Genomic DNA, 15,859 nt, shown 5'->3' on the forward strand with positions numbered 1-15,859 from the left:
GATAGGTCTCCTGGTTGGGCTGCGCCGACTTAGTCGGCGTAGCGCACGAATTTGGTGGCCTGGGCGAGGGAGGCATCCAGCAGGAAGCCGACGATGCCGATCATGATGATCGCGAAGATCACGCTGGCGAGATCGAGGTTGTTCCACTCGTTCCAGATGTAGTAGCCGATGCCGGTGCCGCCCACGAGCATCTCGGCGGCGACGATGACCAGCCAGGCGATGCCGATGGAGATGCGCATGCCGGTGAGGATGGTCGGGGCCGCGGCAGGCAGGATCACGGTGAACGCGGTGCGCAGGTTCGACAGTTGGTGGGTCTTGGCTACGTTCAGCCAGTCATTGCGCACCGAGGCCACGCCGTAGGCGGTGTTCACCAGCATCGGCCAGATCGAGCAGATGAAGATCACGAAGATCGCCGACATGTTCGAGTCGCGGATCACGAACAGGGCGAGCGGCATCCAGGCCAGGGGCGAGATCGGCTTGAGGATCTGGATGTACGGATCGAACGCCTTGTTCAGCAGCGGCGACATGCCGATCACGAAGCCGAGCGGGATGGCGATCAGCGCGGCCAGGGCAAAGCCCAGCAGGACCCGGTAAATCGAGTAGGCCAGCTGGATCCCGATGCCCTTGTCGTTCGGGCCCGCGTCGTAGAACGGGTTGCTCAGTTCGCTGAAGGCGTGGCTGAACACCTGGGTGGGGGCCGGGATGCCGCTGCTGGAACTGCGATCGGTCCCGCCCCCCATCAGTTGTTCGTATTCGCTCAGCTCGCCCTGCTGCGGCGCGAGGACCTCCGGGGCGGTGGCCAGCTGCCACACGCCCAGGAAGACCACGAGCATCACCAGCGAGAGAACGGTCGCCCGGAAGTTGAGATTGCTCAACATGGCTTAGCTCCTGCGGATTGCGAAGCTGTCGAGATAACCTTCCGGGTCGGTGTAGTCGAACACCTTCCCCATGATCTCGAAGTTCTTGTAGGTGTCGCTCGGCGCTTCGTAGCCCAGCTCGGTCATGACCTCGGCGCACTCGCTGGCGAGGAAGACGTCTTCCGCCAGGCGGTTGTAGTCGAAGTCGCGATCCACATAGCCCCAGCGCTTCATCTGGGTGAGGATCCAGGTCGCCATCGAGTGCCAGGGGAAAGGGTCGAAGTCGATCCGGTGCGGATCGTTCTGCACGTTGCCCAGGCCGTCGGCGTAGCGACCGGTGAGCACCTGCTCCACCACGGACTGTGGCTGATTGAGATAGGCACGCGGGGAGATGGCCTCGGCAATCTCGGCCCGGTTGTTGATGTCCGAGCTGTACTGCGTGGCCTCGATCAGCGAGCGGAACAGGGCACCGAAGGTGTTCGGATGCTCGTCGGCCCACGCCGCGGAGCAGGCGAAGGCGCAGCACGGGTGGCCGTCCCAGATGTCCTTGGTCAGCATGTGAATGAAGCCGATGCCGTCCCAGACTGCGCGCTGATTGAAGGGGTCGGGGGCGAGGTAGCCGTCGACGTTCTCGGCACGCAGGTTGGCGACCATCTCCGGCGGCGGCACGACGCGGATGCTGATGTCGCGATCGGGATCCAGCCCGTGCTCGGCCACCAGGTAGCGCAGCAGGAAGTTGTGCATGGAGTACTCGAAGGGCACGGCGAAGGTGAATCCCTTCCAGTCCTTGGGATCGCGCTTGTCCTTGTGCTTGTTGTGCAGTGTGATGGCCTGGCCGTTGATGTTCTCCACCGCCGGCATGATGTAGTGCTCGCGCGAGGAGCCGGAGCCCAGGGTCATCGACAGCGGCATTGGCGAGAGCATGTGCGAGGCGTCGTACTCACCGGACAGCGACATGTCGCGGGCCACCGCCCAGCCGGCGGTCTTGATCACGTCGACATCCAGGCCGTGGCGCTCGTAGAAGCCCATGGGGTGGGCCATGATGATCGGCGTGGCGCAGGTGATCGGGACGAAACCGACGCGCAGCTTGGTCTTTTCCAGCGGCCCGCCGTCCTTGATCGCGGCCTTGACCTTGTCCAGCGGCAGGATGGAGCCCAGGGCCGCGGCCACCGTGCCGCCCCCGATCATCTGCAGGAAGCGGCGGCGGTTGATCTCGTTGTGGCCGAACATGCCGCGCACGATCGCGCTCTCCACTGCGCGATCGACCATGGCCTCGTCGCTCAGGTCCTCGCCGGTGGCGTGGGCATCGGCCTGTACGGGCTCATGGGTGGCGCGTCGTTCCAGTTTCTCTTCCAGGTCCGGGGACGCGGTGTCGAAGCAGCTGCAGCTGCCCGGGCCGGTGTGCCCGTGGCGGCAGCTGGAGCCGTGGCGCAGGTCGGCGTTGGCGTCGAAGGGATCGTGAAGACTCTTGGTCGGCATGGTCGGCTCTCCTCGTGGGTCGAATCGATGCGGGCATCGTTGCCGCGCATGTCGAGGGTCATTGCAGGTGCCATGCCAAGCGTGGGGAATGGGCCGCCAGGGCGGCGCGCGAGTGCCGGGAGATCGGACCATTGGTCGACATTGTCGACGAAGGGGACAAAAGGTCCGCTGGTGTCTGAGCGGTGGGCCTAAGTGGTTTCTATGCCGAGCTTTTTCAGGCGATAGCGCAATTGCCTCGGGGTCAGGCCCAGGTCCATCGCGGCGCGGGTCTTGTTGCCCCCGGTTTGCTCGATCGCGCGCTTCAGGCGCTCCGCCTCGGTGGCGTGCACGCGCTGATATGGGCGCACCGCGCTGGTGCAGGGCGCGCCGGAAGAGGGCAGGGTTCGGGGCTCGTTGTGCCGCGATGGTGCCGGTGCATGCTCGTCGCGGAGGCCGTGCCGCTCGCCCTCGAACGGGCTGATGCGGGATTCCTCGTGCAGGATCTCGTCGATCAGCGGCGTGCCGATGCGGCCATCCGTGGACAGCAGCACGGCGCGCTCCAGCACGTTCTCCAGCTGGCGGATGTTGCCGGGCCAGTCGAAGGCCTCCAGGCGTTCCAGCACGCCCTCGTCGACGACCACGTTCCAGCCGTGCAGGTGGGTGTAGCGGTCGAGGAAGTGGCGGGTGAGCAGGCGGATGTCGCTGGCGCGGTCGCGCAGGGCCGGCATGTGCAGCGGGATCACGTTCAGGCGGTAGAACAGGTCGAGCCGGAAGTTCCCGGCGTTCACCGCGGCCTGCAGGTTCTGGTGGGTTGCGGCGATGATGCGTACGTCCACCGGGAGATCGCGGTTGCCGCCAATGGGCTGGACCACCCGTTCCTGCAGTACACGCAGGATCTTCGACTGCAACGCCTCCGGCATGTCGCCGATCTCGTCCAGAAACAGCGTGCCGCCGTCGGCCAGGGCGATCTTGCCGGTCTTGGCGCTGGACGCGCCGGTGAAGGCCCCCTTTTCGTGGCCAAACAGTTCGGATTCCAGCAGGTCGGCCGGGATGGCGGCGCAGTTGATGGAGATGAACGGCTTTGCATTGCGCTGGCTGATCCGGTGGACCATGCGCGCGATCTTCTCCTTGCCAGTCCCGGAGGCCCCGGTGATCAGGACGGTGGCCTGGGTATCCGCAATGCGGTGGACCTGCTTGAGGACATGGCGCAGGGCCGGACTCTCGCCGAGGATGCCGTACTGCCCGCCCTGGGTATCCAGGGCGCTCTTGAGGTAGCGGTTCTCCGAGACCAGCTCGGCGGTGCGCTCGGCGATCAGCTGGTGGATGCGCAGGACCTGGCCGATCATGCTCGCGATCACCCGCAGCAGGTTCAGGTCGTCCTGGAACTGGCGCGAGCGGCGTCGCAGCCGGTGCACGCCCAGCACGCCGATGGCGTGTTCGTCCTGGACGATGGGCACGGCGATGTAGGCGACGGTCTCCTGCGGCAGGGTGGAACGGTCAATGGCGCGCGCGAGGTATTCGGGCTCGTTGTCGATGTCCTGGATCAGGGCGATCTGGCCGGTCTTCATGACGCGCCCGGTGACACCCTCGCCGAGGCTGTAGCTGCCGCGGTCGCGCTCGGCATCGGTCAGGCCGTAGGCGTGGCGGATGCGCAGTTGGCCGCTGTTCGGATCCGGCAACAGGACGCGGCCGCGGTTGAGTCCCAGTAGCTGGGACATCATCCCGAGGATGCGGTAGATCGCGGCATCCGGGTCGCCGGAGCGGCCCATGAGCTTGGCAACCTCCAGCAGCAGGGTGATCTCCTGCTCCCGGGTGGCCAGGTCCGGTGGGGTCGAATCGGATATGCGGTGGAGTGCCATGCCGTGGGTTATGCAGAAAGCCTGCCAGTGCGAAAACGACGTGTTGGTGGGCGTTCGGGGGCGTCTGGCAGGGTCGGGATGACGCGGTTGCCTCGAGGCGGGGCAGGGCCTTGCACTGTTGGGTTGCGCTTGCCCGCTTTGCGGGCGCACAAAAAGGCCCGGCCATGAATGGCCGGGCCCGGGCATGGTCTGGAGGGTCAGCCCTCCGCGTGATAGCTGCTGCGCTTGATCAGGCGTACGCAGATGGCGTCGAGCATGTAGCCGATAATGCCGATGACCAGGACAAATGCGGCCAATTTGTCGTACTCCAGGGTGTCGCGGGCATCGTTGATGGCGTAGCCCAGCCCCGAGGTGACGCCCAGGTACTCGGCCGGCACCAGTACGATCCAGGCCACACCCACCGCCAGGCGGATCCCGGCGAACACATCCTGGGCGATCGCGGGCATCACGATGTAGCGCAGGGTGTGGTACGGATTGGCGCCCAGGTTGTTGCCCACCTTGAGCCACATCGGATCGATCCGTTGCACCCCGTGCGCGGTGGCGTAGGTAATGGGCCAGACGGCCGCGATGGCAATCAGGAAGATGATGGCCGCATCCCAGGTGGCGAAGGCCAGTACCGCGACCGGCATCCAGGCCAGCGGCGAGATCATCCGCAGGAACTGGAACGGGACGTGGGTGACCTGCTTCAGCGTCAGGAAATAGCCGATCATTACGCCCAGTGGCACGCCGATGGCAATGGCGTAGGCCAGGCCCCAGCCCACGCGGTACAGGCTGGACTCGATCGGCGACCACACGGCCCCGGAGCTGACGATGTCCCAGAAGGCCGCCAGCGTGGGCCCGGGGGCGAAGCTGGCGAAGGCCATCGTGTCCTCGTTGTTGCCGATGGCCCAGCCGCCCCAGTACCACAGGGCGAACAGGCCGGCGATGCCCAGCGCCGGGTACTGCAGCGCCCGGCGCGCTTGGTCCGCGAACCGCAGCACCGGCATGAGCCGCTCCACGGTCGCGGTGTCGACGGAGAGTGTGGCTTCGCGGTTCATAGGACCACCACCTCCTCGCGGGCATAGGGCGAATCCATGTCCACGCCCGGGGCGCCCTGCCAGGCGGTGTGTTTTTCCATCGCCTTGCGCACGAAGTCGTAGTTCACCAGGTCGTCGGTGACGAAGTCCGGGTCCAGGCCTTCGAGGAAGGTGGTGTCGCCGCCGACCAGGGTCTCGTTCATGGCGCCGACCAGCATCTTGGTCGCGGACGGGTAGGGCCAGGGCGAGAAGTCGATGCGGCCGTTCTCCCATTCGGGGTGACGGATCGCGCCGCTGTCGGCGTAGGTGCTGTCGTCGTGATAGTTCGTCATCGCGCGTTCCACCACGTTGGCGGGCATCGGGAGATACCCCTTGCCGTCGCGCGAGAGCATGGTGGCGACACTCTTCTTGTCTTCCTGGATCGTGCCCTGGGCGCGGACCACGGCGTTCATCACCTTCTGGGTCCACTCCGGCTCGCGGTCGGTCAGGCGCTCGTTCATGCAGACCACGCAGCAGGGGTGGTTCTTCCAGATATCGCCGGTGAAGCGCAGCACGTTGCCGCGCGCCAGCAGTTCGCCGGCGGCGTTGAACGGCTCGGCGACGATGTAGGCATCAATGGAGCGCGCGGCCAGGGCCGGCGGCATGTCCGGCGGCGGCATGAGCATCAGGTTGACCTCGTGCGCCTCCAGGGCGTCGCCCTGATCGCGGATCACCGGCGTCAGGCCGGCATCGCGCAGGGCCATCTGCATGACCACGTTGTGCATGGAGTACCAATAGGGCACGGCCACGCTCTTGCCGCCGAGATCGGCGAAGCTCTGTACATCCACATGGCGGCCGGTCACCACGGCCGAGCCGTTGGTGTGGGCCCAGGACATGATCTTCACCGGGAAGTCATTCTGGTAGCGCATCCACAGCGGGATCGGCTTCAGCAGGTGCACCAGGTTGAATCGGTTGGCGGCAAAGGACTCGATCAGCGGCGACCAGCCGCGGATCAGCTGGGGATCGGCGACCTCCAGTCCTTCGTCCTCGAAATAGCCCTCGGAGTGGGCGACCAGCAGGGCGGCCGCGTCGGTGATCGGGATGTAGCCGATGCGCACGACGCCGTCGAAGTCGCTGACGACGCCTTCGGGCTCTTCGAGGCTCCCGGGTTCGGCCCCGAACAGGGAACCGGGCAGGGCAAGCCCGCTCCCGGCCAGGCCGCCGACGGCGGCGGTACGCAGGAAGTTGCGACGGGAGAAGCTGCGATCCAGCAGCCGGTCCAGTTCGCTGTCGATGTCGTGGTGGTTGTCGCAGTTGCACATGGTGGCGGTTCCTCGCTCGGGTTCGGGGCAGTGGTGGAGATGGATCAGGCGGCGCGTACGCGCGCCCGGGATTCGGATGAAGAAGACTCGTCTTGTTCGCTTTCGGTATCCGGCGTCGGGGCTTCGGCCTCCGCTGAACCCTTGTCAGCGGCCGGGGTGCGGGTGGCGCCGAAGTAGCCCATCAGTTCGGCCTTGCGGTCGACGAAGGCCTGGCTGTTGCGATCGCGCGGGTGGGCAATGTCGATCGGCAGTTCGGCGGTGATGGTCCCCGGGTTGGAGCCCATGACCAGCACGCGGTCGGCCATGGCGACGGCCTCTTCGATGTCGTGGGTGACGAACACCACCGAGATCCCGCGTTCCCGGGCCAGGCGGGTGACTTCGTCCTGCAGGGCGACGCGGGTAAAGGCGTCCAGGGCCGAGAACGGTTCGTCGAGCAGGAGCAGCTCGGGGTCGGTGGCCAGGCTGCGGGCCAGGGCGACGCGCTGTTGCTGGCCGCCGGAGAGCGACTGCACGTTGACCTCGGCCTTCTCGCTCAGACCCACGGTCTCCAGCAGCTGGTCGATGCGTTCGCGCATGTCGGTCTTGCGGCCCTGGAAGATCAGGCCCAGCGAGGCGTTCTTGCGCACCGTCATCCAGGGGTAGAGCGAGGGCTTCTGGAACATCATGTTCCAGCGCGGGCTCGGCTTGATGACCTGGTGGCCGTTGATGCGTACACAGCCTTCGCTCGGCAGCAGGAGCCCCGCGAGCATGTGCAGCAGGGTGGACTTGCCGCAGCCACTCTGGCCGATCAGGGCGACGGTCTCGCCCGGTGCGACGGTGACCTGGATGTCCTTGAGCGTGGGGGCTTCCTGCCCGGGATAGTGGTGGGTGATGTAGTCGATGGAGATGGCGGCGCCCATGGCGTTTCCCTCTTGACCTTCGTTCATGAGCCGCCGGATGGATCGGATCGGCGGCGCGTTCAAGGGGGTTCCTTACAAGGGGCGTGCCAAACCCGTCGTGTTGCCCGGGAATTTCGTCCGGACCGGGGGCGAAACGGCGCGCTGGTGCGCAATACAGGGAGCGGCGAACGAGGCATCGCAGAAGCGGGGGGATCCGGCGTGGGGGGGCGAGAAGTGGACAATCCGGACAATGCGGACCAGTTCGAGTGGACAAAGCGGACGGATTGTCCGACGGGGGGATGGGTTGGATTCGGGTGGCCCGGCTGGAAATGGCTTTGTGGTGCGGTCCGCACGGTTTTGGCACGGCTTCTGCACCGGGATGGACGACCCGGTCGAATGCCGGGGATCCACGAATCCCAACTATCAGGAGCACCACCATGTCTGCAGCCGAAGCCACTACCTCCCTGTCCATCAACGCCCTGGAGCCGATCGACCAGGATGGCCTCAATAACCTCGCCGCCAAGGGCAAGGCCAACCCCGAGAACATCGTGACGCTGAAGGCCACCACGGTCTGCGAAGGCAAGTTCCGCAACCTGACCTTCGTGCGCGACCTCGAGGCCCACGTGATCGACGAGCCGCCGCACCTGCTGGGCGACGACACCGCGCCGAACCCCTCCGAGGCCGCGCTGGCCAGCTTGGGTGCCTGCCTGTCCGTGGGGATGCACGCCAACGCCATCGATCGCGGTATCACCCTGACCAAGCTCGAGTTGACCCTGGAGGGCGACATCAACGTGACCGCCGTATGGGGCGTCGGGGATACCGATGTGAACAAGCACCTCGGCTTCTCCGATATCCGCGTCAAGGCGAACCTGGAAGGGGATGCCAGCGAGGAACAGCTGAAGGAGCTGGTCGCCCATGCCGACTTCTGGTCGCCGGTGGCCAACACCATGCGCAACCCGGTCAAGCTCAGCGTCGAGCTGGCCTGATTCCGGTCCTGCTGCCCAACGGGAGTAAACCCCAATGCTTGAAACCCGCACTCACGACGTGACGGGGGTGTCGCCGGCCGCAGGGCCGGCGGATGCCGATGCCGCGCTGCAGGCGCTGGTGGAGCGCGATCTGGCTCCGCTGACCGCCCGTATCGACCGCGAAGGCCTGTACCCCGAAGACTTCCTGCGCGAGGCCGGTCGCCTCGGCGCCTTCAACCGCCACCTGGCCAGCCAGAACGCCAGCGGCACCACGGATATTGCCAGTGCCATCCGCGCGACCGAGGTGATCTCGGCCGAGTGCATGACCACCGGCTTTGTTGCCTGGTGCCAGAACGCCTGTGCCTGGTACGTGGAGAACAGTGCCTCGGACACCCTGAAGCGCGAGGCCCTGCCGAGGCTGGCGAATGCCGAGGCACTGGGTGCCACCGCGCTGTCCAACCCGATGAAGTGGTTTGCCAATATCGAGGACCTCAAGCTCTCCGCCGAACGTGTGGACGGGGGCTATGTGGTCTCCGGTGCGCTCCCCTGGGTATCCAACCTGGGCGAGGACCACTACTTCGGCGCGATCTTCCGCACCTCCGGCGCGAACCCGCGGCCGGTGATGGCGCTGATCAACTGCTCCGACCCCGGGTTCAGCCTGACGGCCTGCCCCGAGTTCACCGCGCTGGAGGGTTCGCGCACTTTCGGCTGCCATTTCGATCGCGTGTTCGTGCCCGATGAGCACGTGCTTGCCGACGCCCTGCCCGAGTACATCCGCCGGATCCGACCGGGGTTCGTGCTGCTGCAGATGGGGATGGGGCTGGGGCTGATCGATGGCTGCATCCAGACCATGCGCGAGGCCAACGAGACGCTGGCCCATGTAAATGGCTACCTGGATGACCAGGTGGGGGAGCTGGAAGAGGCACTGGAGGATGGTCGTACGGCCTGTTATGCCTTGTCGGAGACCCCCTTTGATGAATCTGAGCGCTTCTTTGCCGATGTGTTGCAGATGCGCCTGACCGGTTCCGAGTTGTCGCTGCGTGCGTCGCAGTCGGCATTGCTGCATGCCGGGGCCCGGGGGTATCTGGCGAACGCCGCCGCCCAGCGCAAGCTGCGCGAGTCGTACTTCGTGGCCATCGTCACCCCGGCGATCAAGCACCTGCGCAAGGAGCTGGCGCGGATCCACGCGCACTAGTCCACCACCCACGGTCGGGGCCTACCGGGGCCCCGCACCGAACGAAGGAATCGTCATGCTGGAAACCACTACCCGACTGGACCCCGAGACCGCGGTCGCGACCCTGAAGGAGGCGATTGACGCCCAGGGGCTGAAGCTGGTCTCGCACATCAACGGCCAGGCCAATGCCGCGAAGATCGGGGTCGAGGTCCCGACCGACCAGATCCTGGAGATCTTCCACCCGAGCTATGCGGTGCGTGTCTGGGAGGCCTGCAAGCCGGCCGGCATCGACATCCCGTTGCGCATCCACGTCTCCGGCGATGGCGAGATGCTGCGTGTGAGCACGCGCTCCGCACGGGACGTGTTCGCGCCATGGGCCAACCCCGATCTGGACGCCATCGGGTCCGAACTGGACCCCAAGCTGAAGGCCATTCTCGATGCCGTGGAGGCCGCGTGATGAGCACCGAAACTGACGAGTTCAAGCGCTATATCTGCAAAGTCTGCGGGTATATCTACGACGAGGCCAAGGGCGACCCGGATTCCGGTCTGGCCCCTGGGACCCGCTTCGAGGATATCCCCGACGACTGGTACTGCCCCGACTGTAATGTGACCAAGGCGGATTTCACCGCCCTGGAGCCGCGCGCCGAGACCGCGGACGCCGGTGCCGCCGCGATGGCCTGGAGTGCCGGGGCCGGCGCGGCCGATCCGGATGCGGTGGTGATCGTCGGCGGCGGCATGGCGGGCTGGGCCCTGGCCGAGGCCCTGCGCGAGCGGGATCCGCGGCGCACGATCCGCCTGCTGACCGCCGATTCCGGTGATTACTACACCAAGCCGCGGATCTCCAATGCCTTTGCCCGGGGCGTCGCGGTCGCGGATCTGGTGGAGGAGACTGGCGTGGCGCGGGCTGCCCGGCTCGGCATTGACCTGATGCCGTTTGTCCGTGTGCTGGATGTCCAGCGGGCGCAGCAAAAAATCATCACCGCCCGTGGCGGCGTGCCGTACGGCCAGCTGGTGCTGGCCACCGGGGCGCGTCCGCGGCAAATGGCGTTCCCGGGTGGGGCCGGGGCGCCGCTGTCGGTGAACACGCTGGAGGACTACCGCGCGCTGCGTGCGGCCCTCGAGGCGCAAGCCGGGTCACCGGCCCATACCCGTGTGGCCATCATCGGCGCCGGCCTGGTGGGCTGCGAGCTGGCGGACGACCTGGCGGCCGGTGGTTATCCGGTGTCTTTGATCGAGTGTGCGTCACGGCCGCTGCCGAATCTGCTGCCCGAGCCGCTGAGCGTCGATCTGGAGAAGGCGCTGGCCGACCGCGGCGTGCAGTGGCACACCGAGGCGACCGTCGAGCGCATCGAACCGGTGGCGGAGGGAACGACCCGTCTCGTCCTTGCCAGCGGCGAATCCGTAGAGGCCGAGGTGGTCATCAGCGCGCTCGGGCTGGTGCCCAACCGCGAGCTGGCCGAGCGGATCGGTCTGGCCTGCCACGCGGGGATCGAGGTGGACGCACTCTTGCGCACCACCGACCCGGCGGTCTTCGCCCTGGGCGATGGTTGCGAGTTCGACGGCCAGTTACGCCCCTACGTGGAGACCCTGCGCGGGCAAGCAGCTGCACTGGCGCGAACGCTGTCCGGCGAGCCGACGGTGTACCGGCCGGATGCCGGGATCGTGCAGGTCAAGACCGGGAGCCTGCCGTTGAACGTCTGCCCGCCGCAGACGGACGGGGGCGAATGGGTGGAGATCTCGGGCGACGGCGAAGGGCGTCACCTGGAGTATCACGCCGATGCACGGCTCGAGGGGTTTGCCTTGTCGGGTTGCCATGCACGCCAGGCGCGGGACCTGGAGATGCGCCTGGGCGAGCCGCTGGCGGATACCCGGACCCGGCTGGCGTCCTGAGCCGCGTGGCCCGGCCGGTGCCGGGCCCGCGGGGGGGCGGCGATGCGGATCAGAGGGTTCGGGTCATATGACCCCGTCGAGGCGCAAATAGCCAATCAGGAACAGCACTGCCAATACCCCGGCCAGGGCGTAGAGCCAGTTGGATAGTGTGGGGTTGTCGGGGCGGCTGAAGAAGGCCGCCCACAGCGCCAGCAGGATCAGGACGAAAAAGAAGAACAAAAAGCGCATGCGTCAGGCTCCTTCGGGGACTGCGTAGGGCAGTTCGACGACCTCGGCCTTGGCGCCGTCGGGTGCGTCCCAGCGCAGTTCGCCCTTGGCGGCCGCGACCTGCAGTACGGCCAGAGCGGAGTACAGCCCGTCCGGGTGCAATTCGGCTGCGACGATCTCGCCGTCCGACTGGTCCGGGTTGCCGCCGGCCTTGAACACAGGCGAGCCGGGTTGGGGTGGAGTCTGAGTATGGATCGCCAGGCGGAACATGCGCCGCTTGAGCTTGCCCAGGTAGTGCATGCGTGCCACGACCTCCTGGCCCGGATAGCAGCCCTTTTCGAAGCTGACCGCGCCCAGGGCATGCAGGTTGAGCATCTGCGGCACGAACTTCTCGCTGGTTTCCTCCACCACGGTGGGGACCCCGGCCAGGATGTCCAGCAGTGCCCAGTCGCGCGGGCCCACCGGGGCCGCGTGGACGTTCAGGCCGTCCCACGCCTTGCGCATGGCGTCGATCTCGCCGAACAGCTCGAAGCGCGGGTGCACCCCGGGTACCCGGACCACGGTGACGCCGTTTTTCTCGACGACCTCCTCGACCTCGGCGGGACAGACACCCAGCGCGCTTTGCAGCTCCTTCTCGGCATCCGGCCCGGAGCAGCCGAAGTGGATGCGGGAGTCGCCGGCCTGTTCGATGATCACGTTCGCGCGCAGCACGAACATCTGCAGGCGCTTGGCCACCGGCTCGATCCGGTCTGCGGGCATCTCCAGCAGGTAGCCGTCGCGGGTTCGCAGCACGCGGAACACGGCGTAGGCGCGGCCCTTGGGACTGGAGTAGCTGGACAGCTGGCTGTGTTGCGCATCCACCGCGCGGATGTCGTTGCCGAACTGGCCCTGCAGGAAGTCGGTGGCGTCGTCGCCGCGAACCTCCAGCAGGCCGCGATGGGAGAGGTCGCAGATCACCTCGCCGTTGATGGCCATGCGGCGTTCACGTTCCGGGTTGCCGTAGTGCAGGAGGTCGTCCTCCTCGAACTCGGCGCCGGCATCGATCAAGTGGTTTTTCCAGTCTTCGCGCATCGGAAATCTCCCGTGGAAGCGCTCGCTGTCGTCCGCCGTCGGGCTCGATTGGCTATCGGTATCCGGGGCGCACGGCCAGGGTTTGAGGTGGTAAGCTGAACCAAGCGGCTCGATAGTAGACGAACCATTTGCAGGGTGTCAGCCCTGGTTTCCTTTCTTCCCGTTCAAGGGGGTGGCATGACTCGGCAGGGACGTCCCGTCTTTCTGGATTTGCGCAAGATCCGACTGCCGCTGAATGCCGTGGTCTCCATTCTGCACCGGATCACCGGTGTCTTCCTGATTCTGTCGATTCCCGTGCTGCTTTGGCTGCTGGACCGCTCGCTGGCCAGCCCCGAGGGCTTCGCCCAGGTCGTGGCGATCATTCATCATCCGATCGGCCTGGTGGCGCTGGCACTGGGGCTTTGGTGGCTGCTGCATCACCTGTTTGCCGGGATTCGCTACCTGCTGATGGAATTCGGCATTGGCGAGGATCGCGCGGGCTCGCTGCGCACGGCGCGCGATGCCCTGTACGCAGGCATCCTCGGCACCATTCTGGTGTGGCTGGGGCTGGTGCTGTGAGGCTCCTGAGCGGACAGCGCGCCTGGCTGCTGCAACGCATCACGGCGGTGTACGTGGGCGTGTACGTGATCCTGGCCCTCGGATTCTTCGTGCTGGCCGCGCCGGCGGATCATGCCGCATGGCTGGGCGTGGTCGGGCACCCGGTGGTGGGGTTGCTGACGGCGGTGTTCGTGCTGCTGATGCTCCTGCATGCGTGGATCGGGCTGCGCGACGTGGTGATGGACTACGTGCATGCGCCCGGCCCGCGGCTCCTGGTGTTCGTGCTGGCCGCCGGCGGGTTGATCCTGACGGGGCTGTGGGCATTTTTCATTCTGATTCGGGCGGGACTGGCATGAAGGGACTGGCATGAACGTGGCGCGACGCAAGTTCGACGCCCTGATCATCGGGGCCGGCGGGGCCGGCCTGCGCGCGGCGCTGCAGCTGTCCAATGGCGATGCCAAGGTCGCGGTGGTCTCCAAGGTGTTTCCCACGCGCTCGCACACGGTGGCGGCGCAGGGCGGGGTGAACGCCGCCCTGGCCAACGTCCTGCCGGACTCCTGGCACTGGCACATGTTCGACACGGTGAAGGGCTCGGACTATCTGGGCGACCAGGACGCGATCGAATACATGTGTCGCGCCGCGCCCAAGGTGGTCTACGAGCTGGACCACTTCGGCGTGCCGTTCTCGCGCCTGGACAACGGCACCATCTACCAGCGCGCCTTTGGCGGGCAGAGCCAGAACTTCGGTCAGGACCAGGCGGCGCGCACCTGCGCCGCGGCGGACCGCACCGGGCACGCGATCCTGCACTCGCTGTACCAGCAGAACCTGCGCGCGCGCACCCACTTCTTCGACGAGTACTTCGCGGTGGACCTGCTGCGCGACGCGCAGGGCTACGTGCTGGGCGTGCTGGCGTTCGAGATCCTGACCGGCGAGCCGATCGTGATCGAGGCCAAGACCACCCTGATCGCGACCGGCGGGGCGGGACAGCTGTTCCGCACCACGACCAACGCGCTGATCAACACCGGTGACGGCATGGCGATGGCCCTGCGCGCCGGGGTGCCGCTGGAGGACATGGAGTTCGTGCAGTTCCACCCGACCGGGATCGCCGGGCGCGGGATGCTGATTACCGAGGGCGCGCGCGGCGAGGGCGGGTTCCTGATCAATTCCGAGGGCGAGCGCTTCATGGAGCGCTACGCCCCGCGGGCGAAGGACCTGGCCTCGCGCGACGTGGTGAGCCGCTCCATTGCCACCGAGGTGCGCGAGGGACGCGGCTGCGGGCGCAATACGGATCACGTATTGCTCGACCTGCGCCATCTGGGGGCCGATACGATCATGCAGCGCCTGCCGGGGATTCGCGAGACGAGCATGACCTTTCTCGGGGTCGATCCGATCGAGGCGCCGATCCCGATCTTCCCGACTTGCCACTACAGCATGGGCGGCATCCCGACCAATCGCTTCGGGCAGGTGGTGGCGCCGGAGAAGGACACGCCGGAGGACCCGGTCCCGGGGCTGTACGCGGCCGGCGAGACGGCCTGTGTCTCGGTGCACGGGGCCAACCGCCTGGGCGGCAATTCACTGCTCGACATCCTGGTGTTCGGCCGCGCGGCGGCCAATCACATCCTCGAGTACCTGGCCGAGAACCGTTATCACCGGCCGCTGGACGAGTCGGCCGTGGAACAGGCGATGGCGCGGCTCACGCGCTGGGATCGCAAGGACCCGGGCGATGGCTCCGCCGAGCAGGTCGAGCCGCTCAAGCGCGACCTGCGCAAGGTGATGGAAGACCACTGCTCGGTATTCCGCACCGACGAGGTGATGCGCGAGGGGGTGGAGAAGGTCCGTGCGTTGCGCGAGCGCCTGAACCATGCGGTGATCGCGGATCACTCCAGCACGTTCAATACCGCGCGGGTGGAGGCGATGGAGCTGGAGAATCTGATGGATTGCGCGATCGCGACCATCCGCTCCGCACTGGGGCGCGAGGAGAGCCGCGGCGCCCACTCGCGGATCGATTTCCCCGAGCGCGACGATCAGCACTGGCTCAAGCACAGCCTGTACTCGCTGGCGGATGACAGCCTGGACTACAAGCCGGTGCGGACGCAGCCGAATACCGTCGCCTCGTTCCCGCCGAAGGAACGCGTCTATTGATGGGTCGACTCGACCGTAGGATGCGGATGAGCGCAGCGAATCGCATCAGGGGGCATGGCAGCCCGCGCGTTCAACCATGGGCATTGTGCCCAATGGGAGACGAGCAATGAGCAACCCTGCCGAACCGGTACCCGAGGCGTGGCTGCACGAGCAGCTCGAGGTGCTGCTGACGGAGCTGGATGCCGCGCTCGCGGGCGCCGCCGACAGCGGTGCGACCGTGGAGCTGGACCAGCAACGCACCGGACGGCTCTCGCGGATGGACGCGCTGCAGGGCCAGGCCATGGCCAAGGCGAGCCAGCAGCGGCGCGAGGCCCAGCGTGTTCGTGCCCGCCGGGCGCTGAAGCGGCTGGAGGAGGGCGAGGGTGGACTGTGCATCGACTGCCTGGAGCCGATTGCGCGCTCGCGGCTGGAGATCGACCCGTCGGCCGAGCGATGCATTGCCTGTGCCGAGGCGCAGGAACAGGATTGATTGGGGCTTACCGCAGCGTGTGACAACGGTGGCCG

At 66.8% G+C, this 15,859-nt stretch carries 16 protein-coding genes; 8 read left to right on the plus strand and 8 right to left on the minus strand.

What is annotated here, in order from left to right; all coding sequences use genetic code 11:
* Positions 1 to 29 precede the first annotated feature (29 nt).
* The 6 genes from ntrB to G333_RS0106965 all read right to left on the minus strand — a co-directional run bounded on the left by ntrB (position 30) and on the right by G333_RS0106965 (position 7,390).
* Positions 30 to 878, minus strand: a complete 849-nt coding sequence (gene ntrB / locus G333_RS0106940) for a nitrate ABC transporter permease (protein WP_018176619.1) — start codon at positions 876 to 878, stop codon at positions 30 to 32.
* 3 nt (positions 879 to 881) lie between these two features.
* Positions 882 to 2,336, minus strand: coding sequence for a CmpA/NrtA family ABC transporter substrate-binding protein (locus tag G333_RS0106945; RefSeq protein ID WP_019628049.1), 1,455 nt, complete (start codon positions 2,334 to 2,336; stop codon positions 882 to 884).
* Between the two features lie 188 nt (positions 2,337 to 2,524).
* Positions 2,525 to 4,174, minus strand: coding sequence for a sigma-54-dependent Fis family transcriptional regulator (locus G333_RS0106950; protein ID WP_019628050.1), 1,650 nt, complete (start codon positions 4,172 to 4,174; stop codon positions 2,525 to 2,527).
* A 197-nt stretch (positions 4,175 to 4,371) separates the two neighbouring features.
* Complete coding sequence (locus tag G333_RS0106955; RefSeq protein WP_018145428.1) at positions 4,372 to 5,211, minus strand: ABC transporter permease; 840 nt, start codon at positions 5,209 to 5,211, stop codon at positions 4,372 to 4,374.
* The gene (locus G333_RS0106960) at positions 5,208 to 6,491 is read right to left on the minus strand and encodes an ABC transporter substrate-binding protein (protein ID WP_018952023.1); all 1,284 of its coding nucleotides are present in this window, start codon (positions 6,489 to 6,491) and stop codon (positions 5,208 to 5,210) included. The genes G333_RS0106955 and G333_RS0106960 overlap by 4 nt, the downstream gene beginning before the upstream one ends.
* Positions 6,492 to 6,535: 44 nt before the next feature.
* The gene (locus tag G333_RS0106965; protein WP_026289509.1) at positions 6,536 to 7,390 is read right to left on the minus strand and encodes an ABC transporter ATP-binding protein; all 855 of its coding nucleotides are present in this window, start codon (positions 7,388 to 7,390) and stop codon (positions 6,536 to 6,538) included.
* 416 nt (positions 7,391 to 7,806) lie between these two features.
* Between G333_RS0106965 and G333_RS0106970 the strand changes: the two genes are divergently transcribed.
* Genes G333_RS0106970 through G333_RS0106985 form a run of 4 tightly spaced genes read left to right on the plus strand, consistent with a single transcriptional unit; the run spans position 7,807 to position 11,398 of the window.
* Positions 7,807 to 8,355, plus strand: a complete 549-nt coding sequence (locus G333_RS0106970) for an OsmC family protein (RefSeq protein WP_018145431.1) — start codon at positions 7,807 to 7,809, stop codon at positions 8,353 to 8,355.
* Between the two features lie 34 nt (positions 8,356 to 8,389).
* Positions 8,390 to 9,529 carry an acyl-CoA dehydrogenase family protein gene (locus G333_RS0106975; RefSeq protein ID WP_019628051.1) on the plus strand — a complete coding sequence of 380 codons (1,140 nt, stop codon included), beginning with the start codon at positions 8,390 to 8,392 and terminating at the stop codon, positions 9,527 to 9,529.
* 55 nt (positions 9,530 to 9,584) lie between these two features.
* Positions 9,585 to 9,965, plus strand: a complete 381-nt coding sequence (locus tag G333_RS0106980) for a DUF302 domain-containing protein (RefSeq protein ID WP_019563543.1) — start codon at positions 9,585 to 9,587, stop codon at positions 9,963 to 9,965.
* Positions 9,965 to 11,398 (plus strand): FAD-dependent oxidoreductase, encoded by a 1,434-nt coding sequence (locus G333_RS0106985; RefSeq protein WP_019628052.1) that lies wholly within the window; start codon positions 9,965 to 9,967, stop codon positions 11,396 to 11,398. Before G333_RS0106980 ends, G333_RS0106985 begins: the two co-directional genes overlap by 1 nt.
* 63 nt (positions 11,399 to 11,461) lie before the next feature.
* On the opposite strand, the gene G333_RS15175 is transcribed toward G333_RS0106985, so the two are convergent.
* Positions 11,462 to 11,626 carry a hypothetical protein gene (locus G333_RS15175; protein WP_018140916.1) on the minus strand — a complete coding sequence of 55 codons (165 nt, stop codon included), beginning with the start codon at positions 11,624 to 11,626 and terminating at the stop codon, positions 11,462 to 11,464.
* 3 nt (positions 11,627 to 11,629) lie between these two features.
* Complete coding sequence (locus tag G333_RS0106995) at positions 11,630 to 12,676, minus strand: folate-binding protein YgfZ (protein ID WP_019628053.1); 1,047 nt, start codon at positions 12,674 to 12,676, stop codon at positions 11,630 to 11,632.
* 177 nt (positions 12,677 to 12,853) lie between these two features.
* Here G333_RS0106995 and sdhC point away from each other — a divergent pair, with 177 nt between their 5' ends.
* The 4 genes from sdhC (at position 12,854) to G333_RS0107015 (ending at position 15,824) form a co-directional block, all read left to right on the plus strand.
* A complete protein-coding gene (sdhC, locus tag G333_RS0107000; RefSeq protein WP_019628054.1) occupies positions 12,854 to 13,234 on the plus strand; it encodes a succinate dehydrogenase, cytochrome b556 subunit in 381 nt (126 codons plus the stop codon).
* Positions 13,231 to 13,569 carry a succinate dehydrogenase, hydrophobic membrane anchor protein gene (sdhD, locus tag G333_RS0107005; protein ID WP_019628055.1) on the plus strand — a complete coding sequence of 113 codons (339 nt, stop codon included), beginning with the start codon at positions 13,231 to 13,233 and terminating at the stop codon, positions 13,567 to 13,569. The genes sdhC and sdhD overlap by 4 nt, the downstream gene beginning before the upstream one ends.
* A gap of 10 nt (positions 13,570 to 13,579) precedes the next feature.
* Entirely contained in the window at positions 13,580 to 15,355 is a 1,776-nt protein-coding gene (gene sdhA / locus G333_RS0107010) for a succinate dehydrogenase flavoprotein subunit (protein WP_018952016.1), read from the plus strand.
* A 106-nt stretch (positions 15,356 to 15,461) separates the two neighbouring features.
* On the plus strand, positions 15,462 to 15,824 hold the full coding sequence (locus tag G333_RS0107015; protein WP_018145439.1) for a TraR/DksA C4-type zinc finger protein: 363 nt from the start codon (positions 15,462 to 15,464) through the stop codon (positions 15,822 to 15,824).
* Positions 15,825 to 15,859: the final 35 nt, after the last annotated feature.

Source organism: Thioalkalivibrio sp. AKL10 (assembly GCF_000381845.1).
GTDB lineage: Bacteria > Pseudomonadota > Gammaproteobacteria > Ectothiorhodospirales > Ectothiorhodospiraceae > Thioalkalivibrio > Thioalkalivibrio versutus.